Annotated in this window: 17 protein-coding genes and 1 pseudogene; 13 read left to right on the top strand and 5 right to left on the bottom strand. The window is 60.0% G+C overall.

Translation table 11 applies throughout. From position 1 onward, the window contains the following. From purE to IWX77_RS10155, 4 genes are all read left to right on the top strand, one after another. A complete protein-coding gene (purE, locus tag IWX77_RS10170; protein WP_196844470.1) occupies positions 1-534 on the top strand; it encodes a 5-(carboxyamino)imidazole ribonucleotide mutase in 534 nt (177 codons plus the stop codon). A 110-nt stretch (positions 535-644) separates the two neighbouring features. Then, a complete protein-coding gene (locus tag IWX77_RS10165) occupies positions 645-1,931 on the top strand; it encodes an LCP family protein (RefSeq protein ID WP_334353660.1) in 1,287 nt (428 codons plus the stop codon). Between the two features lie 191 nt (positions 1,932-2,122). Beyond that, positions 2,123-2,932: a helix-turn-helix transcriptional regulator gene (locus IWX77_RS10160; protein ID WP_196844399.1), complete on the top strand. Its 810-nt coding sequence runs from the start codon at positions 2,123-2,125 to the stop codon at positions 2,930-2,932. Positions 2,933-3,055: 123 nt separating this feature from the next. Beyond that, on the top strand, positions 3,056-4,729 hold the full coding sequence (locus tag IWX77_RS10155) for an AMP-binding protein (protein ID WP_196844398.1): 1,674 nt from the start codon (positions 3,056-3,058) through the stop codon (positions 4,727-4,729). A gap of 32 nt (positions 4,730-4,761) precedes the next feature. Here IWX77_RS10155 and IWX77_RS10150 read toward each other — a convergent pair whose 3' ends face one another. The 4 genes from IWX77_RS10150 to rfbB are packed head-to-tail and all read right to left on the bottom strand — an operon-like array spanning position 4,762 to position 8,193. Further along, positions 4,762-5,208 carry a GtrA family protein gene (locus IWX77_RS10150; RefSeq protein ID WP_196844397.1) on the bottom strand — a complete coding sequence of 149 codons (447 nt, stop codon included), beginning with the start codon at positions 5,206-5,208 and terminating at the stop codon, positions 4,762-4,764. Between the two features lie 3 nt (positions 5,209-5,211). After that, a complete protein-coding gene (locus tag IWX77_RS10145) occupies positions 5,212-6,354 on the bottom strand; it encodes a glycosyltransferase family 4 protein (RefSeq protein ID WP_196844396.1) in 1,143 nt (380 codons plus the stop codon). After that, positions 6,351-7,205 carry a dTDP-4-dehydrorhamnose reductase gene (rfbD, locus tag IWX77_RS10140; RefSeq protein WP_196844395.1) on the bottom strand — a complete coding sequence of 285 codons (855 nt, stop codon included), beginning with the start codon at positions 7,203-7,205 and terminating at the stop codon, positions 6,351-6,353. The genes IWX77_RS10145 and rfbD overlap by 4 nt, the downstream gene beginning before the upstream one ends. A gap of 1 nt (position 7,206) precedes the next feature. Further along, a complete protein-coding gene (gene rfbB / locus IWX77_RS10135; RefSeq protein ID WP_196844394.1) occupies positions 7,207-8,193 on the bottom strand; it encodes a dTDP-glucose 4,6-dehydratase in 987 nt (328 codons plus the stop codon). 207 nt (positions 8,194-8,400) lie between these two features. On the opposite strand from rfbB, the gene IWX77_RS10130 reads away from it, so the two are divergent. From IWX77_RS10130 to IWX77_RS10110, 5 genes are all read left to right on the top strand, one after another. Beyond that, positions 8,401-9,387 carry a class I SAM-dependent methyltransferase gene (locus IWX77_RS10130; protein ID WP_196844393.1) on the top strand — a complete coding sequence of 329 codons (987 nt, stop codon included), beginning with the start codon at positions 8,401-8,403 and terminating at the stop codon, positions 9,385-9,387. A 42-nt stretch (positions 9,388-9,429) separates the two neighbouring features. After that, entirely contained in the window at positions 9,430-10,038 is a 609-nt protein-coding gene (locus IWX77_RS10125) for a dTDP-4-dehydrorhamnose 3,5-epimerase family protein (RefSeq protein WP_196844392.1), read from the top strand. A gap of 5 nt (positions 10,039-10,043) precedes the next feature. After that, entirely contained in the window at positions 10,044-10,907 is an 864-nt protein-coding gene (rfbA, locus tag IWX77_RS10120) for a glucose-1-phosphate thymidylyltransferase RfbA (RefSeq protein ID WP_196844391.1), read from the top strand. Between the two features lie 195 nt (positions 10,908-11,102). Further along, a complete protein-coding gene (locus tag IWX77_RS10115) occupies positions 11,103-12,245 on the top strand; it encodes a polysaccharide pyruvyl transferase family protein (protein WP_196844390.1) in 1,143 nt (380 codons plus the stop codon). Beyond that, complete coding sequence (locus IWX77_RS10110) at positions 12,242-12,562, top strand: hypothetical protein (protein WP_196844389.1); 321 nt, start codon at positions 12,242-12,244, stop codon at positions 12,560-12,562. Before IWX77_RS10115 ends, IWX77_RS10110 begins: the two co-directional genes overlap by 4 nt. Before the next feature lie 5 nt (positions 12,563-12,567). Here IWX77_RS10110 and IWX77_RS10105 read toward each other — a convergent pair whose 3' ends face one another. Then, complete coding sequence (locus IWX77_RS10105) at positions 12,568-13,470, bottom strand: glycosyltransferase family 2 protein (protein ID WP_327012203.1); 903 nt, start codon at positions 13,468-13,470, stop codon at positions 12,568-12,570. A gap of 54 nt (positions 13,471-13,524) precedes the next feature. On the opposite strand from IWX77_RS10105, the gene IWX77_RS10100 reads away from it, so the two are divergent. The 4 genes and pseudogenes from IWX77_RS10100 to IWX77_RS10085 all read left to right on the top strand — a co-directional run. Further along, positions 13,525-14,361, top strand: a complete 837-nt coding sequence (locus IWX77_RS10100) for an ABC transporter permease (protein ID WP_196844388.1) — start codon at positions 13,525-13,527, stop codon at positions 14,359-14,361. After that, positions 14,358-15,101 (top strand): ABC transporter ATP-binding protein, encoded by a 744-nt coding sequence (locus IWX77_RS10095; protein WP_327012204.1) that lies wholly within the window; start codon positions 14,358-14,360, stop codon positions 15,099-15,101. The genes IWX77_RS10100 and IWX77_RS10095 overlap by 4 nt, the downstream gene beginning before the upstream one ends. Before the next feature lie 68 nt (positions 15,102-15,169). Continuing rightward, on the top strand, positions 15,170-17,668 hold the full coding sequence (locus IWX77_RS10090; protein ID WP_196844387.1) for a glycosyltransferase: 2,499 nt from the start codon (positions 15,170-15,172) through the stop codon (positions 17,666-17,668). Positions 17,669-17,777: 109 nt separating this feature from the next. Further along, a pseudogene (locus IWX77_RS10085) lies at positions 17,778-19,707 on the top strand (hypothetical protein); the annotation flags it as partial.

The following is a 19,707-nucleotide window of genomic DNA, read 5'->3' as shown; positions in this document are numbered from 1 at the left end:
ATGCCCGAAAACGCCGTGACATTCAGCGTGCCCACGACGCTGAGCGCGCCGCTCGTCGGCCTGGTCATGGGCAGCGACTCCGACTTCACCGTCATGAGCGCCGCCGCGCAAACCCTGAAGGACTTCGGGGTGGCGCACGAGGTGCAGGTTGTCTCGGCGCACCGCACCCCCGAAAAGATGCTCTCCTATGGTCGCAGCGCACAGGCTCGCGGGCTCAAGGTGATCATCGCCGGAGCCGGGGGAGCCGCGCACCTGCCCGGCATGCTCGCTGCCATGACCACGCTGCCCGTGGTCGGGGTGCCCGTTCCGCTCGGGCTGCTCGATGGCCTCGACTCGCTGCTGTCGATAGTGCAGATGCCGGCCGGTGTGCCGGTCGCGACCGTCTCCATCGGCGGGGCGACGAATGCCGCGCTCATCGCGATCAAAATTCTCGCCACGAGCGATGACACCCTGCGGCTAAAGCTCGAAGAATATTCCGTACAGCTCGCAGACCTGGTCGAGCAGAAGAACCGAAACCTGCAAACGCGATTATGAGTAGCGCGACAAGCCGGGGCAGTGCGACAAACCAGGGCAGGGTGACAGACCCGATCCGGCACCCGAATGTGGGCTCCGCACGCATTATGACGACGCGTGCGTGGTGGCTTGTGGTTCTGAATTTTGTTCTCCCCGGTTCGGCCCAGGTCCTCGCCGGCAACCGACGGCTCGGCCGCTTTGGCCTTGGCGCCACCCTCACTCTCGTGGTCCTCGCGATCACCGCCGGCGCCGGCTACCTGTTCTGGCCCGAAGTCGTGCTCACCGTGTTCACCAACAGCATTGGTTTGTGGGCCGCCGCCGCCGTGTTTGCGTTCTACGCCATCACCTGGCTCGTGCTCACTATCAACACCCTCAGCCTGATCAACCTGATCAAGGCCGCGCCCGGCGCCCGTCCGCTCATTGCCGCGTTCTCGGCGGCGCTCATGGTCATCGTCTGCGGCACCGCCGGCTATGGCGCGTTCGTCGCCACATCGGCGAGCGGATTTCTCTCCTCCGTCTTCGTCGCCGGGCCGAGTGAACCTCCGGTCGACGGCCGCTACAACATTCTGTTGCTCGGCGGTGATGCCGGCGCCGACCGTGACGGCCTGCGCCCCGACAGCATCTCGGTGGTCAGCATCGACGCGTCGACCGGCCAGGCCACGACGATCAGCCTGCCGCGTAACCTCGAAGACGTGCCGTTCTCGAAAGGGTCGGCGCTCGGCAAGCTGTACCCCAAGGGCTATGGCTCCATCGACGGATGCGACGTGTCGGCGTGCATGCTCAACTCCATTTATACGGAGGCCGAGTTGAAACGGTCGTTCCTCTACCCTGACGCTGTCGCGCAGGGGAGTAACCCGGGCATTCAGGCGACGCTCGAGGCGGCGCAAGGCATCACCGGACTCACCATTCAATACTTCGTGCTCATCGACATGCAGGGCTTCTCCGACCTCATCGATGCCCTCGGCGGCGTTGACATCGACGTGAAGAACCGGGTTCCGGTGCACACCGACGAGACTTTCACCAAGGTGTTGTTCTGGTTTGAACCGGGCATGCAGCACATGGACGGCTACCACGCCCTCTGGTTTGCCCGTTCCCGGCACGGCACGAGCGACTACGACCGCATGCAACGCCAGACCCAGATGCAGGAGGCCCTGCTCGCGCAGGCCAGCCCGGCGAATGTGCTCGCAAAGTTTCAGGGTGTAGCCGCCGCCGGCACCCGCGTCGTGAAAACCGATGTGCCCCAGGGCATGCTCGGCTACTTCGTGAACCTCGCCGCCAAGACCAAAAAACTCCCGGTCATCTCGGTGCCGATGATTCCCGAGAACGGCGTCGACCCCGAAAACCCCGACTACGCCGCCATCTCGGCCATGGTCGCCGCAGCCCTGGCCCCACCGCCCACCGCCACTCCGGCCCCGTAGCAGCCTCGTTCGAGCCCTCACACCCGTTGGTCGAGCCCATCTTCGTTGGTCGAGCTGTCGAGACCAGCCCTCGCGCGACCGTGGTCTCGAGCTCGGCCGATCACTGCGTGCCTCGCGTAAGCCGGCGTTTCCTGCTGAGAAAGCTAGTGTGTGGATACACTGAAAAAGTGAGTCTGTGCAGGGAGGCATCGATGACGAACGCCGATTTGGACGCGCGTGTCGCTGCCACGGTGCGGCGAATCCACTCGTTGGCCGGGGTCCCGCTCGTGTTTGGCGGCATCGTGCAACACCGCAGTCGACTGCAGTTGCAATATTTCGCCGGGGCAACTGTCGGCGCACTGTCGGGTGTGCAGGTCGACTCGGGGACCGGGCTCGGCGGCCACGTACTCGCGGTCAATCAGCCGATGGCCGTCGACGATTACCTCACAACCGGTCGATTCCGGCACCGGTATGACCGCTTTGTCGCGGCCGAGAACCTCCACGCCATGGTCGCCGTTCCCGTCATCGTCGCGCGGCGCCCAGTCGCCATCATCTACGGCGCCTCGCACGCGCAAGAGACATTCGGCTCGAAAGTCTTTGACGTCATGGTCGCCGAGGCGCGTGCACTCGAACAGCGCATCGCCGTTGATGCGGCGCTCGCGGAGCGAGCCGAGGAGGCGATCATTCTGGCCGAGGCGCCACACGGGGTGGCAATCGAGGAGATCTACAGCGAGTTGCGCGTGCTGGCAGCCTCGATCGCCGACGCGCCCACGCGGGCCGCGGTGCTGCGGGCCTGCGGGCGCATGATCGGGCGTGAGGGCGCGACATCCGTTCTCACGGCCCGCGAGGTCGACGTCGTGGCTGAGGTAGCGCTCGGACGGTCGAATGCCGACATCGCCGAGCGCCTGGGCCTGGCGCCGAATACGGTCAAGAGCTACATGAGAACGATCATGCAGAAACTGCAGTCCAACACCCGCTACGAAGCGGTGCGTGCGGCTCGACAGCAAGGCCTGCTGCCCTGATACCTACTTGGGAGGGTGCCCGGCCGGCGCCGACTGCGCCAGCCTGTACCCAAACCTCATCGGCACAGCGCTGTGCAACCTGAAGTCGTTCGCCTGCGCTCTGCCCCGAAAGACGGAGCCCCCATGGCCACTGTGTTGCAGACCAGCCAGCCGAGCACGACAACCGCCCGCTCGTCACTCTCGTACAGTCAGGGTGTCTCAACCGTGCCGCTGCTCGGCGAGACAATCGGCCAAAACCTGCGCCGTATCGCTGCCCGCTGGCCAGAAACGGATGCCGTCGTCGACGTTCCCTCAGCGACACGCCTGACCTATCACGAATTTGATCGCGCCGTCGATGACCTCGCACGCGCTCTCATCGCCGGCGGACTGCACCGCGGTGACCGGGTCGGAATCTGGTCGCCGAACACCCTGGAATGGGTGGTTCTGCAGTACGCGACCGCCCGAGCCGGCGTCATTCTGGTGAACATCAACCCCGCCTATCGTTCCCATGAGCTCCGCTATGCGCTGGAGCAGTCCGGCTGCCGCTGGCTGTTCACCGTCGAAGAGTTCAAGGGCAGCGACTACCGGGAGATGATCCGTGCGGTCGGTGGGCAGCTGCCCGCGCTGACTCGTTTGGTGTTCATCGGCACGAGCGACTGGCCTGAGCTGGTGGAGCAGGGTCGGGGGCACGACCTGGCCGCTCGCGAAGCCCAGTTGACCTTCGACGACCCGATCAATATTCAGTACACCTCGGGAACGACCGGGTTTCCAAAGGGTGCGACGCTGACCCACCACAACATTCTCAACAACGGCTTCTTTGTCGGTGAAGGCACCCGATACACCGCGCAGGATCGGGTCTGTATCCCGGTGCCGTTCTACCACTGTTTCGGCATGGTCCTCGGGAATCTGGCCTGTACGACGCACGGTGCCACGATCGTGATACCGGCTGCATCGTTCGACGCGGAGGCGACGCTGCGCGCGGTTGAGCTGGAGAAGTGCACCTCGCTCTACGGCGTTCCGTCGATGTTCATCTCCGAACTCGCCCTGCCGAACCTCGCGAGTTTTGACCTATCGACGTTGCGCACGGGAATCATGGCCGGTTCGCCGTGCCCGGTTGACGTGATGCGGCGCTGCATCGACGAGATGAACATGAACGAGGTCACGATTTGTTACGGCATGACCGAGACCGCGCCGGTGTCGGCGCAGACCGCCGTCGATGACCCCCTGGCCAAGAGGGTCGGCTCGGTAGGGCGCATCCACCCGCATATCGAGGTGAAGGTGATCAACCCCGAGACGGCCCTGCTCGTGCCCCGGGGTGAGCCGGGGGAGCTGTGCACACGCGGCTACTCGGTCATGCTCGGCTATTGGAACGAACCGACCAAGACAGCGGATGCCATTGATGCCGCAGGGTGGATGCACACCGGCGACCTGGCCACGCTCGATGACGAGGGGTATCTGAACATTGTCGGGCGCATCAAAGACGTCATCATTCGCGGTGGCGAGAACGTCTACCCGAGTGAGATCGAAGAATTTCTGTACACTCACCCCGACATTCTTGATGTTCAGGTGATCGGTGTGCCCGACGCGCATTACGGCGAAGAGGTCATGGCCTGGGTGATTCTGCGTGAGGGAGCCTCGCTCGAAACCGAGGAGCTGCGCGCGTTCTGCCACGATCAAATCGCCCACTACAAGATTCCCCGTTACGTGCACGTCACCGACGCTTTTCAGATGACGATCACCGGCAAAGTGCAGAAGTACCTGATGCGTGAGCAGTCCGTACTTCTCCTCGGACTGCCCGCCGCATCGGCCACCGCGTGAGGTTCACCCACGCTGCTTGGCCGCGCTGGGTTTCATTCGGCGTTCGATGCCGGAAGGGGTTGCTCTGCACCACTTCGGCGAAAAGAGAACTTCTTGTGCCCGAAGAAGCTCAGCACCGTCGTCACCACGAGAATAAGCAGCTGCGCGATCAGCGGCGGTACGTGGGCCACTTCAACCAGCAGCGGCAGCGCGGCCGCGTTGATGCCGATCGCCACCAGGTAGACGCTCACGAACCGGGCAAAGTCTCGCAGCAGGTGGCCGTGCACGGGAAATACGAACCGCCGGTACAGCACGAAGGCGAGGGTGATGCCAACCACGTACGACAGGGCGAGGCTCAGCAGATAGCCGAGGTGCACCCCCGCAAAAATCCACAGCGTGAAGGCTGAAAAGACCAGATACCCCACGATCGTGTTCGTGGCGCCGACCGCGAGAAACCGAACGCGCTGGTCTCCCACAAGTCGGCCGATGACGGTGCGCATGGGCTACAGATCCGCGTGCAGCTGCCAGACCCGTTCGGCGGAGTCCCGCCAGCTGAACGCCCGTGCCCTGTCTCCACCGAAGATGCTCATGCGGTTGCGCAGCACGCTGTCGCCGAGCACCCGGTTCACCGCCTCAACGAGCCGCGCCGGGTAATCCTTCCCGTTCGAGCGCTCCACCGCGACGCCGGCGTCACCCGCCGCTTCGACCAAAGCCGGGGCGTCAGAGTGAACGACCGGTGTGCCAAGTAGGAATGCTTCAATGATCGGCAGCGCGAAGCCTTCTTCCAGGCTCGGATAGACGAACACGCTTGCCCGGGCAATCACCACCGCCAGATCCGAGTCGCTCAGCCCCGACAACGCGCGCACGCGCCCCGGCGTCAGCCCGGCTTCATCGGCGACCGAGGCCAGGTCCAGCTCACCCCAGGTATCCGGCCCGAGCACGATCAACGGCAGGTCCGGCGCGCCCGGCAGCCCGAGTGCCGTGATCAGCGCCGTCACGGCCTTGCGCGGGTCCAGCGACCCCGAGGTCAGAATGTATTGCGACGGAAGCCCCAGAGCCTGCAGGCGCTCTTCCACGAGGGGAATAGCCGGCAGCATGAGCCCGCGGCCCACGGCGCCGCCGATCACGCGTACCCGGTCGCCCAGGTCCATGATCTCGGTCAGCTGCCGCGCCACGGCGTGGCTCGGTACGATAATCGCGTCGGCGTGCTTGCGGGCGCGTTTGAGCATGCCTTTGGTCCACGCCACGGTTGCTGGGGTCAACGACGACGGATGAGTCCAGGCCAGCACATCGTGCAGGGTCACCGCAATCTGGGTGCCGTCCTCAGCACGGTTGTGACGGCGCAGCGGGGCGAGTAATCCCGGCGCATGAATCAGGCCGGTGCCCGACGACGCGGTCACGCCGAGGGCCCACGCCGCGGCCAGCTCGCGGCGGGCCAGCGTCGTCTTGTGCAGGTTGGCCAGGCCGGGCAGCGCGGCCTCAATCAGGTCGTACTGTGCGGGCGGCGACGACGAGACGATACCCTCAACGTTGCACTCGGCCGGCGCGGTCGCAATCAGCGCGCGGGTGAGTTCCTCGGTGTAACGCCCGACGCCGCCCGGAACCGGGGCGACCATCTGGTCGACGATTACCCGCAGAGTGATCATGCTGTCTCGAAGACCCCCGCAGCGAAGGCGGCGGCCTGGGCGTCCTGCCAGCTGCGCATCGGCGCGAGGCCGGCGGCAGCCCAGGAGGCGTGGCCGAGCACCGAATAGGCCGGCCGCGGCGCGGGCAGCACAAAGGCCGAGCTATCGGTGGGCAGTACGCGTTCCGGGTCGAGTCCGGCCAGGGCAAACACGTCGCGGGCCTGGTCGAACTTCGACGCGACGCCGGAGTTCGTGCCGTGGTAGATGCCGGCGGGCGCATCGGAGTCGAGCAGCAGCACGATCTGCGCGGCGAGATCCACCGTCCAGGTGGGCTGGCCGACCTGGTCGTTGACGACGCTCAGGCTGTCCCGCGCGGCAGCGAGCTTCAGCATGGTCTTGGCGAAGTTCGGGCCGTTCTTGCCATACAGCCAGGCGGTGCGCACGATGTAGCTGCGCGCGCCGGTCTCCGCCAGCACGAAGTCTTCGCCGGCGGCCTTGGTGCGGCCATAGGCCGAGATCGGGCTGTGCGGAGTGTTCTCGGTGTAGGGCGTGGTGGCGCTGCCGTCAAAGACATAGTCCGTCGAAATCTGCACGAGCTTTGCGTGCAGAGCGGATGCCGCCGCCGCGAGGTTGCGCGGCCCCACCGCGTTCACCTGGTAGGCCTCGTCTTCGTTCGTTTCGGCGTCGTCGACCTTGGTGTACGCGGCGGCGTTGATGATCACGTCGTGGCCCAAGGCGGCGGCCCGTACCGCGTCAAGGTCGGTCACGTCGAGGTCGTCGCGGCCGAGAGCCGTCACCTCGCGGCCGGCCAACGCCGTTTGCAGGTCGCGCCCCAGCATGCCGGTCGCGCCGGTAATCAGATAGCGGGTCATGCTAGTTCAGCGCCGCACGAGCCTTGAGCGGTTCCCACCACTGGCGGTTGTCGCGGTACCACTGCACGACGTCGGCGAGGCCCTGCTCGAACGAAACCTCGGGGGCGTAGCCGAGTTCGGCCTGAATCTTTGAGATATCCACCGAGTAGCGCAGGTCGTGGCCGAGACGGTCAGCGACGCGGTCAACGTATGACCAGTCCCTGTCGGTCGAGTCGAGCAGCAGCTGGGTGAGCTCCTTGTTGGTCAGCTCGGTGCCGCCGCCAATGTTGTAGATCTCGCCGGCGCGGCCGCCGACGAGCACCATGGCGATAGCGCGGGTGTGGTCGTCAACGTGCAGCCAGTCCCGAATGTTGTTGCCCTCGCCGTAGAGGGGAACGTGCAAATCGTCGATCAGGTTGCTCACGAACAGCGGAATGACCTTTTCGGGAAAGTGGTACGGGCCGTAGTTGTTGCTGCAACGGGTGATCGACACGTTGAGGCCGTGGGTGCGGTGGTAGCTGCGGGCGAGCAGGTCGCTGCCGGCCTTCGAGGCGGAGTAGGGGGAGTTGGGCTCGAGCGCGCGTTCTTCGTTCCAGGAGCCTTCGGCAATCGAGCCGTAGACCTCGTCGGTGGAGACGTGAACGAACCGGGCCAGTTTGTGGCGCAGCGCGGCATCGAGCAGCTGCTGCGTGCCCAGCACGTTGGTTTCCACAAAGATCGTCGAGTCCATCACGGAACGGTCCACGTGGCTTTCGGCGGCGAAGTGCACAACCGCGTCGAGCCCAGGAAACAGGGTGTCGAGCAGCTTGCCGTCGCGAATGTCGCCGTGCACAAAGGAGTAGCGCGGTGACTCGGCGATCGGAGCGAGGTTTTCAAGGTTACCCGAGTACGTCAGTGCGTCGAGCACGACGACCTCGGCGTCCTCAAGGCCCGGGTATTTGTCTTCAATCGTGCGTCGAACAAAGTTGGAGCCGATAAAACCGGCGCCGCCGGTGACGAGGATCTTCATAAGAGGAGTAACCGTTCCATTCGCTTGGGTGCCCGGCGATCCTACCGGAAGCTGGCTAGCATGCGGAATACACGATGAAGGTGACGGATTCGAGGTAGCGTTTTGCGGCGCCGTTTCGACGTGTATGCCACATACTGATTCCATAGGAAGACGCACTCGACGGTGATCATGAGGCTTCGGCCGCGTTCTGTTTTAAAGGAGAGTCACTTGGCTGATTCATCAACTTCGTTAAACGCCGCAAATGCGGCGTGGCTGAGCCCGGCATCCTTTTGGCAGCCCAGACACATCACAACGTCCGCATGGCTTGGCCATGCCCCATTTGCCTCGTGGATTGTCGACGCGATCAGGCCGCGGTCCGTCGTCGAGTTGGGCACCCACTTCGGCTTCTCGTACTTTGTGTTTTGTGAAGCCATTCGCCGTCTTGGCCTATCGTCGACGGCGTTCGCCCTCGATTCTTGGCAGGGAGATGACCAAGCGGGATTCTATGGCGACGATGTGTATAACTCTGTGTCCGAGATCAACGATATTGACTATGCCGAATTTTCCACTCTTGTGCGTGGCTATTTCGATGACTCGCTTTCACGCATTCCCAACGACAGCGTGGATCTCCTGCACATTGATGGTCGACATGGGCTGGCGGACATCACCCATGATTTCAATGCATGGTTGCCGAAGCTTTCCTGTCGCGGCGTCGTGCTGTTCCACGACACAGCAGAACACCAGTCTGGGTTCGGCGTCTGGGAATTCTGGGACGACGTCCGAAAGCGCTACCCCTCCTTTGAGTTCGAGCACTCGCACGGTTTAGGCGTGCTCGCTGTTGGAACGAACATTCCCCCCGCTCTCGATGCATTCCTTGGCGCCACCGTCGAGTCACCCGGAGAGGTTCGTGCCACATATGAAACCCTTGCCAATCAAGTGCACGATCTCGTTTCCATGCATGAGAGGGCGGGTAGCTTCCCGGGATTGACCGCACTCGTGGAGGTGAAAGATCAAGAGCTTTGCCAAGCCAGAAAAAAACTCATGTCTTGCGAAACCCAAGTGGAGATTCTGAGCGTGCAGGCGCTCGAAGCCGCCGAGGTCGTCGCGTTGCGCCATCAGCTCTACGCTTTGCAGCACAGTTCGAGCTGGACTATGACCAAACCGCTGCGAACAGTCGCCACGACCGTGAATGCTTGGCGTTCTCGCATCCGATAGTGGACGGCAGCTGATTTGCATCCACTTGCTAGGCTTGGCTTCGTGCAAATCCGCGAACTAAAGATCCCCGATTCTTACGAGATCACCCCGAAGCAGTTTGGTGACGACCGAGGAGTTTTCCTTGAGTGGTACCGCTTCGACAAGCTTGAGTCCGAGGTTGGGCATCCCCTCAGCCTTGCGCAGGCCAACACGTCTGTTTCCAAGCGTGGCTCGGTACGTGGCATTCACTTCGCGGACATCCCGCCAAGCCAGGCCAAGTACGTCACGGCCGTCCACGGGGTCGTCCTTGACTACATCGTCGACATCCGAGTCGGGTCTCCAACGTACGGCCAGTGGGACAGCGTACTCCTTGACGACAGAGACCGTCGCGCGGTGTACATTTCGGAGGGGATCGGCCACTGCTTCGTGGCCCTTACCGATAACGCCACGGTGAGCTACCTCGTGAATAGCGCATTCAGCCCTGGGCGCGAGCACGGCATTAACCCGCTCGACCAAGAAATCGGGCTGGTCTTTCCGCCCGAAGCCGGCGAGTTGCTCCTGTCGCCCAAGGACACGAACGCTCCGGGTTTGTTGGCCGCTGCCGCCGCTGGCCTGCTTCCCACGTGGGACGCAGCCCGGGCCTACTACGACTCACTGAACGGTAGGAAATAGACCAGATGCGCGGAATCATTCTCGCCGGCGGCTCCGGTACACGGCTGTGGCCCATAACTAAGGGCATCTCGAAGCAGCTCATGCCTATTTACGACAAACCGATGATTTATTACCCCTTGTCGACGCTCATGATGGCCGACATTAAAGAGATCCTGATCATCACGACGCCAGAGTACAATGAGCAGTTTCGAGCCCTGCTCGGCGACGGGTCAGATCTGGGCATACGCATCGAGTATGCGGTGCAGCCATCGCCGGACGGATTGGCACAGGCCTTCATAATCGGTGAGGAATTCATCGGAGAGGAGAGCGTTGCGCTGGTCCTCGGTGACAATATCTTCCACGGCGCTGGCCTCGGCTCTGCTCTTCGCGGAAATGCGGAAATAGAGGGTGCACGAATCTTCGCGTATCACGTCAGCAATCCCACGTCCTATGGTGTTGTCGAGTTTAACGAGTCGATGACGGCCATTTCGATCGAAGAGAAGCCGCCCAAGCCGAAGAGCAATTATGCGGTCCCGGGCCTCTATTTCTATGACAACTCTGTCGTCGAAATAGCGAAGACGATCGCGCCGAGCGCACGCGGTGAGCTGGAGATCAGTACGGTCAACGAGAGATACCTGGAGCAGGGCACCCTCCATGTGCAGGTTCTCGACCGTGGAACCGCGTGGCTCGACACGGGCACGTTTGAATCGATGATGCAGGCATCGGAATACGTGCGAGTGATAGAAGACCGCCAAGGGTTCAAGGTCGGTTGCATTGAGGAAATTGCGTGGCGCGCCGGCTGGATCACGGATGAAAAACTCTCTGTAATTGCGACGCCTCTCGTGAAGAGTGGATACGGCCGATATTTGATGGGTTTGCTGGGGGCCTAGCCCCGAGGCTTGGTGCACAATCCCAGACTGTTCCGAGCGGTATTTTACGTTGTGCGTGCCGCTGGCACCAGTGTGACGATGTTGCGGCCCCGGAGCAATCACAGAATCCGTCGATAGTGTTAGGGCACTACTTTGGGGGGTAGTCAGCCGAGAGGAATGACTAGCGACTTGTCCAGAACTCCAAAGGAGCACAATGTGCTCCTCGTTGGCGCCTACGAGCGCGATAATTTCGGTGACCTTCTCTTTTATCACCTCACATCCGATTACATGGGAAGGCGCAATCTGGCCGCAGGATCGATCATCGCGGCCGACATGACCAGGCTGATCGGCACTCGAGTGCACGCGCACAATGACCTCCTTTCTACAAAGGAGTGGGATGTAGTCTGGGTCGTTGGCGGAGAAGTCGGCGGCGTAGACACCGAGGGTGCTCTCGCGATGTCACTGGATGATGTCGAGGGTCAGATCTTTGACAAGGCTGGCGCAGAGGGCCGGGACGCCATTGCGCAGTTCCTTTCGGGTGCTGGCTCGGGGAAGCCCGCATACATTCCGATCCTCAAGGATTTTCCGCTCAACAGCGGCACCCCCTTGATACTGAATTCGGTTGGGCTTGGCAATATGTTGACCGAAGGGATGAGCCCTGGGACAGACGCGGCCATTTCCGCGATCCGAGCTGCTTCCACGGTGGTTGTGAGGGACCAAGCGTCGCACGACTACACTGCCTCGATCGGTGTGACGTCCGTACTGTCACCGGACATGGTGCACGCCATCAGTATTCGGTATCCCGAACTTGCAGTCAGCGGTGAGGGTCACAAACCCTACTTCATCTTCCAATCCAATGGACACATCATCAATCAGACGGGGGTCGAACAGATTGGTGAGGCGCTCGCTCACGTAGCGTCGATAACGGGGTGGCGTCCTGCCTTCTTCCTCGCCGGAACGGCGCGACACCATGACCGCCTAGATCAGTATCAAGGCATTACGCGGGTCCTCAGGCGGATAGCACCTGGACTCGTGCCAGCCGAAATTACGACCAGAAATCCTATGGAATTAGCCGCGCACATAGCTCGATCAAAACTCTGGATCGGCTCCTCGTTACACGGGCGAATAATTTCCGGGTCATACAGCCGACCGCGCGTGAGTCTCGAAAATGCGAAAGTCGCCACGTATGCGGAAACGTGGGATCCGCTCTTTCCTGTGAATGTGGACTTCGCACGACTCGGAGATGCGGCTCTGGAGGCTATTGAATCCGCAGGGTCTCCAGCTAATGTCCAGGCTTCCGAAGACCTCGCCCAGCGGGCTGATGCCATGACGCGCGGCCTGGTAGAGGAATTCCTGTGAAGCAGAACGATCACGACACATACCTTCAACACCAGGTCGACCGTCAACGCAGAGCTATGCTCGAGGCCGTCGAGGCGAGTGAAGAGCAAAAACAGACTTTGTCGGCAGAAATGGTCAGCGGACGCGGCAATTTAGCGACGGCCGAGGCGCGCATCAGTGAGCTATTCGACGAAGTTGCCGCATTACGTGCAGAAAACATGCGCTTGATCGACGAAAGCGACAGGTTGCTCGAACTTATTGGGCGCATGCAGGCGAGTCGATCTTGGCGGGTCACCGCGCCGTTCAGGTCTGTTGCTCGCACCCTTCGTCCGAGGTAGTGCACTCAGCTCGGATTACGGTGTGTCGCGATTCGCGCTCGTGCCGTGAGGCCAACGGCCAGTAAGGCCCTCACGGGCCAGAGGAGTCGACCAGAGTACTTGCGCGACAAGAACCGGCTGGCGCTCTCATGATGTGCCTGCAGCATGAGCGCAGAATCTACATCCGTGGCATGCGCGCCGGTGTGGACAACAACGGCGGCAGGTTCGTAGACGTTCCGGAGGCCCAGCTGGCCAATTCGATAGCCAAGATCAACGTCCTCGAAGTACATGAAGTAGCTCTCGTCGAAACCGCCTAGTTGGGTAAAAACAGAACGCCTAATGAGCAGGCACGCGCCGGACAGCCATCCCGCGTCTCTCCGTGTCACGGGGGCATTGCTGTCACGACGGTACTGGCGCGACCACGGATTCTGCGGCCATGAGTTCGAAAACAAGGCGTGCCCTATTCCTGACCGCAGGGACGGTATTGTTCGCGCGGACGGGTACGTCTCCCCGTTGGACGAGAGGATTCGTGGACCGATAGCGCCAATCGACAAATCATGGCCAGCGCTCTGAACGAGGATGTCGATCGCGCCGAGATTCATAACGACGTCTGGGTTACTGACGACAAGCCATTCGATATTTGCGGGAAGTTCTCGGACGGCGGCGTTGATCGCTCCGCCGTACCCACGGTTGGCGGGAAGTGGCAGATACGACGCGCCAGTCGTAGACGCAATACGAGCGATCTCTCCGCCGGCGCCGGTGGGCTTATTGTCCGCCACGACCACGCACAGTGGTTGAGAAGAGGCTTTCTGCAGCGATGAGAGGAAAGGCTCGAGTACGTCTTCCGAGCCGTAGCTAACGGTCACAACAGCGACGCGCGATGCGTCCGGGACGGAGTCTAAGGAGATGGCCATACGTTCCACCATCATACTTCTAGGCTAGATTGGTCTGCGGCCATCCAATCGGCCGCTCAGCGAGGTTAAATGCGTTACCTGAATGAAGTTCTCGCTTCGCGAGAACTCCTAGCCAATCTCACCCTGAGGGAAATCCGGGGCCAGTACAAGCGAACAATTTTTGGACAGCTATGGTCCCTTGTGAACCCTCTGGCGTCGATGCTCGTGTACACGATTGTCTTCGCTTTCATCTTGCGGGTAGAGCCCGAACCCGGCGACCCCAGCGGGCTCGATGTGTTCGCAGTCTGGCTGCTCTGCGGTTTGTTGCCGTGGTCGTTTTTTGCAAATGTGGTGCAGCAAGGCATGGGTTCCATCATCGGCAACACGGGGCTGGTGCAGAAGGTTTATTTCACTCGCATCGTGCTTCCCCTGTCGAAGGTCGGCTCGGTCGGGTACAACTGGCTCTTTGAAATGAGCGTACTCGTCGTTGTCCTCGCCATTTGCGGGTCGTTCATTTGGCCGTGGATTCCCATGACACTCGTCATGATGGTCCTGCTGGCGATTTTCGCGGCCGGCCTCGCACTGATGCTTGCCGTCGCGAACGTACATTTCCGCGACACGCAGTATTTCGTGTCGATATTGCTGCAGATCTGGATGTACTTAACACCCATCATTTATCCTCTCAGCTTGGTTCAAGTTCAATCAGATGCCCACGGCGGCCTCTTCGGAACGACGATCACCCTCATGGATATTTATCAGGTGAACCCCCTCGAACGGTTCGTGTCTGTCTTCAGGCAACTCATGTATGACAATCGATGGCCCGACCCTCAGGAAGTGATGCTCTGCGCGATTTGGGCATTGGGAGCCTTTGTGATTGGCGTTTGGATTTTCCGTCGTAGCGAGAAAGGCCTGGCAGAAGCACTGTGAGTGAAATTGCGGTAAATGTTGACCATGTCAGCAAGAAATTTCGTTTATACCAGGAACGAAACCAATCAATTAAGTCCGCGATTATGCGCGGACGTAGGTCTGTTCACGAGGACTTCTGGGCGCTGAAGAAAGTTACCTTCGATGTGCCAACTGGATCGACTTTTGGCCTGATTGGAAGTAACGGTTCTGGCAAATCGACTCTGCTCAAATGCCTGGCGAAGATCTACTATCCGGAAGAGGGGACCATCGCGTATAGGGGCAGGATCGCGGCGCTGCTGGAGGTGGGGTCGGGCTTCCACCCAGAGCTGTCTGGCCGGGAGAACGTCTTCTTGAACGGGTCAATCCTTGGGATGTCCAAGAAGGAAGTTACCCGCAAGTTTGACGAGATTGTGGACTTTTCGGGGGTCGAACAGTTTATTGACCAGCCTGTCAAGAACTACTCTTCCGGCATGTATGTGCGGCTGGGTTTCGCAATCGCCATCAACGTTGACCCTGATGTTTTGGTTGTCGATGAGGTGCTGTCCGTTGGTGACGCCGACTTTCAGGAAAAGTGTCGTCAGAAATTTGTTGACTTCAAGCAGGCTGGCAAGACGGTCGTCTTGGTCAGCCACTCGATGGGTCAAGTGCAAGAAATGTGCGATCACGCTGCGTGGTTGCGGCACGGTGAACTCGTGGAAATTGGTGAGGCTAAGCCGACAATCAAGTCATACCTTGATTCTCTTCAGAGCGATGCCGCCTAGGGCTCATGAGACCCTGCTCAAACTTCAAAGACCCAAGGCCTTCGCGCCGGAATAAACGAGGTGTTTCTGTGGATAAAAAACGTTTAGGTGTTGTGTCGGTAGTTCTCGTTAATTTTCGCGGGGCGGATGACACTCTCGAATGTATTGAGGGATTATTCGGACTCAACTGGCCGCATGACCGTCTAGAAATTGTCGTCGTTGAAAACGGATCTGGTGACGACAGCCTGGAAAAGCTTAGGGCTGTCTCCGACCGAATTGTTCTAGTCAAGTCGGAGTCCAACCGCGGGTTTACGGGAGGCTGTAATCTCGGCGTCGAGAATTCGACAGGAGAATTCGTTGCATTCCTCAACAATGATGCCAAGCCGCATCCTGACTGGATAAGCGAGGCCGTCGCCACGTTTGCACAGGGTGTCGACATCGGCGCCGTGGCCAGTAAAGTCTTGGATTGGGACGGCGTGAATGTCGACTACGTCGATGCCTCAATCACGTGGTATGGAATGGGATACAAGCCGCATGCTGGTGAGAAGGACGGCGGCAGCTGGGATGAAGAAAAGGACGTTCTCTTCGGTACTGGCGCGGCGATGTTCATCAAAGCCACCGTCTTCAAGGAGCTTGGCGGCTTCGACGACAACTTCTTCATGTTCTATGACGACGTAGATCTGGGCTGGCGCTTAAATCTCCTCGGCTATCGCTTTCGGTACCAGCCCAAATCACTCGCCTTCCACAAACACCACGCGTCTATGAACAAATTCGGCAACTTCCGCGAGGAATACTTGCTTGAGCGAAACGCCCTGTACTCGCTTTACAAAAACCTCGACGATGAGGGCCTCGCTCGGGTGCTTCCCGGCGCTCTCCTTCTCGCGACACGGCGCGCGATCGGCCGCGGCAAGCTAGATTCGACGGCCCTTGACATACGAGTTCTTGGCGATGACAGTGAGCCGACGATGGCCGTCCCCAAGTCGACAATGGCCGGGGTCTTTGCCATCGACCAGTTTGTGGAGCTGCTGCCGCAGATGACTGCGGCCCGGGCCCACGTTCAGAGCACTCGAGTCCGCACCGATCGGGACATGGCCCGACTGTTTGGGAATATAGACGAGCCGGCGTACCCCATCGAAAGTTATCTTCGAGGGTACGACAAGATCGTGGACAGTTTGAATGTCCTGGCGACAACGCCGCGCCGGCGCATCTTGGTTATTACCGGCGACTCAGTCGGCACAAAAATGGCGGGCCCCGCAATTCGGGCGTGGAACATCGCGAAGCTTTTGTCCGGCGAACATGATGTGCGGTTACTGAGCATGACGAAGGCCGAATCTCTGGACGATTCATTTGAAGTCGGCGTGATTTCGCACCATCGGCCGAGCTCGGTTATGGCCCATGAACATTGGGCAGACGTCATCATCGTGCAGGGACATGCCTTGGCTCTTTTCCCAGCGTTAGAGACTTCCACGAAGGTCCTGGTTGTGGATGTGTATGACCCGCTTCACCTCGAACAGCTCGAGCAGGGGCGCGGCAAGGTCCTCGAACTTTGGAACAAACAGGTCAACGACGCTACGGATGCGCTGAATCACCAACTGCTCATCGGCGACTTTTTTCTGTGCGCGAGTGAACGACAGCGTCACTTTTGGCTAGGTCAGCTAGCCGGGCTGGGGCGAATAAACGCATACACGTATTCACGTGATAGCGAGTTAGATTCACTAATTGCAATTGCGCCGTTCGGCATCTCTAGTACAGATCCCGAGCAGACGCGCCCCGCCATTCGAGGCGTCATTCCTGGTATTGGTGCTGACGATAAGGTCATCGTCTGGGGTGGCGGTATTTACAACTGGTTCGATCCGAGCACCCTCATCCGCGCAGTCGCAGAAGTTTCTGTCATCCACCCCGATGTTCGGTTACTCTTCATGGGGGTCAAACACCCCAACCCGGATGTTCCCGAAATGGAAGCCGTGTCGGAAGCTCGTGTGTTATCAGAACAGCTAGGGATGACGAACAAACACGTATTTTTCAACGAATCGTGGGTCCCTTATGATGAACGTCAAAACTACCTGCTCGAGGCGGACCTAGGTGTTTCAACGCATTTCCAGCATGTGGAGACGACGTTTTCCTTCCGTACGCGAATTCTCGACTATCTATGGGCGGGGCTCCCCATCGTAACGACAGGGGGCGACTCATTCGGAGACCTCGTTGAAAAGGAAAAGCTTGGAGCATCGATTCCGGAGCGCGATCAGGATGCGCTTGTCGCAGCCCTTCAGACATACCTCTACGACGCTGAAGCGATATCGGAGGCTCGAAAGAACGTCCAACGGGTTCGCGAAGGCTTTCTCTGGGAGCGAGCTCTTGCACCCTTAGTCGAATTCTGTCGTCAGCCATTGTTTGCGGCGGACAAGAAGCTTGCCACGAATTTATCGGGTCCGCGCGGACGAACCAAGCCCATTCAGACGGTTCTCCGAACCCGTCACACTGGTATCCGACGGGATATCGATCGGGTGATGTACTACTTTCGTGAGGGGGGCGCGGGGGCTGTCCTGGAGCGTTTCCAAGCGCGCCAAGAGCGCAAGCGCGACAGTTAGCCTGAAGATAGAAAACAGGTAACTTTAATCATTTTGTCGCCGCATTGCTAAGTTCGAAGTACGCTATTAGCGGACCGCCCTTTCATAGTCGGCCGGAATAGGGAAATTCGTGCATTTGAGCAGTGTGGTTCGCGGGTTCGCGGTCGTCGGTATTCTCTCTTTGGTCGGGGTATTCATGGTTTCGGCACCGGAGCGCGCTGAGGCGCTCTCGGGGTCGGACTTCGATGCCGGAAACATTATTTCTGACGGTGCTTTCTACTCGTCGGATGCCATGTCCCAAGCTGAAATTCAGGGATTCCTCGACGCGAAGATCGGCACCTGTCAGAATTCCCTCTGCCTCAATGTCCTGAAAGTAGACACGCCGACGACGACTCTTGCATTTGGCACGTGTTTCACGTATCCAGGGGAGGCGAACGAATCCGCTGCGCGGATCATTTTCAAGGTTCAGCAGGCGTGTTCGATTAGCGCCAAGGTGCTACTCGTCACCCTCCAGAAGGAACAGGGGCTAGTCACGAGTCGAGCTCCCACCGCAAGCGTGCTGCGCAAGGCCTTGGGCCAGGGGTGCCCGGATACCGCAGCCTGCGACTCCGCGTTTTACGGCTTCTTCATTCAGGTCTTCTCGGCAGCGCGGCAGTTTGCGTGGTACGGGAACCCTCAGGGTTCGCACACGTCGATCAAGGTCGGGCAGTACAACCCGGTGAGGTTTCACCCCAACGCCGACTGTGGCTCCGGCAGTGTTTTGATTAGCAATCGCGCCACAGCTGCCCTGTACTATTACACGCCCTATCAGCCGAATACCGCGGCGCTAGCGAATCTTGGCGGGATCGGGGACGCATGCTCTTCATACGGCAATAGGAATTTCTGGGTTTACTACAACAACTGGTTTGGGTCACCCACGGGGAACCGAAACCCAATCGGGAATATTGAAGTATCCTCCGCCACTCCCGGTGCATTTCGCGTGGCAGGGTGGGTACTTGACCCCGACACTTCTGAACCGCTCGATATCCACGTTTACGTCGACGCACTAGGTTCGGTTCACACCGCGAACCAGACCCGCAACGATGTGGCAAACATTTATCCAGGCCTTGGCGTTCAGCATGGCTTTGATGTCAGTGTTCCAATCGTGTCGACCGGTGTCAGCAACGTGTGCGTCTACGGGATGAACAAGGGGCCCGGCGCAAATGTTCTTCTCGGATGCCAAAGCATGACCGCTTTGGGTGGGTCTCCCGTTGGATACCTCGACTCCGCAGTAGGTCAAACTGGCGGTATAAAGGTGTCGGGTTGGTCGATTGATCCGGATGTCGCCAATCCGGTTGACGTGCACCTTTACGTCGATGCGATAGGCAAGGCCATTTCGGCAAACGGCGTGAGGGCGGACATCGGCAAGAGTTACCCGCTCTATGGGAACAATCACGGTTTCTCGGCGGATCTGGTGGCCAGCCCCGGATCCCATGATGTGTGCGCGTATGCCTTGAACGTCGGACTCGGTGGAACGACTGTTCTTGGGTGTCAGACGGTCACCGTGCCGGGAACAGTCCCGATAATTGATCAGGGCCGAGCGCCGATTGGCAATCTGGAAGGAGTGGCGGTCGCGTCGGATGGTGTGACGGTGACGGGTTGGGCGTTGGATCCGGATACTTCGTCTTCGATCCCGGTGCACGTGTATGTCGATTCCGTGGGTGGTGCGTATACGGCGAATAAGAATCGTGCGGATATCGCGGCGGTCTATCCGGCGTATGGCGCGTTGCACGGCCTCTCGGAGAAGGTTGCTGCCGCTCCTGGTGCGCATAACGTTTGCGTCTATGCGATTAATACGGGCGCGGGCGGTCATTCCCTGCTTGGCTGTAAGAGCATTACCATTCCCGGGAACACGCAGGTCGTTGATCAGGGCCGAGCGCCGATTGGCAATCTGGAAGGAGTGGCGGTCGCGTCGGATGGTGTGATGGTGACGGGTTGGGCGTTGGATCCGGATACTTCGTCTTCGATCCCGGTGCACGTGTATGTCGATTCCGTGGGTGGTGCGTATACGGCGAATAAGA

Origin of the sequence: Cryobacterium sp. CAN_C2 (assembly GCF_015751745.1) — a bacterium.
Taxonomy (GTDB): Bacteria; Actinomycetota; Actinomycetes; order Actinomycetales; family Microbacteriaceae; genus Cryobacterium.
This window is presented reverse-complemented; position numbering and strand designations above follow the sequence as displayed.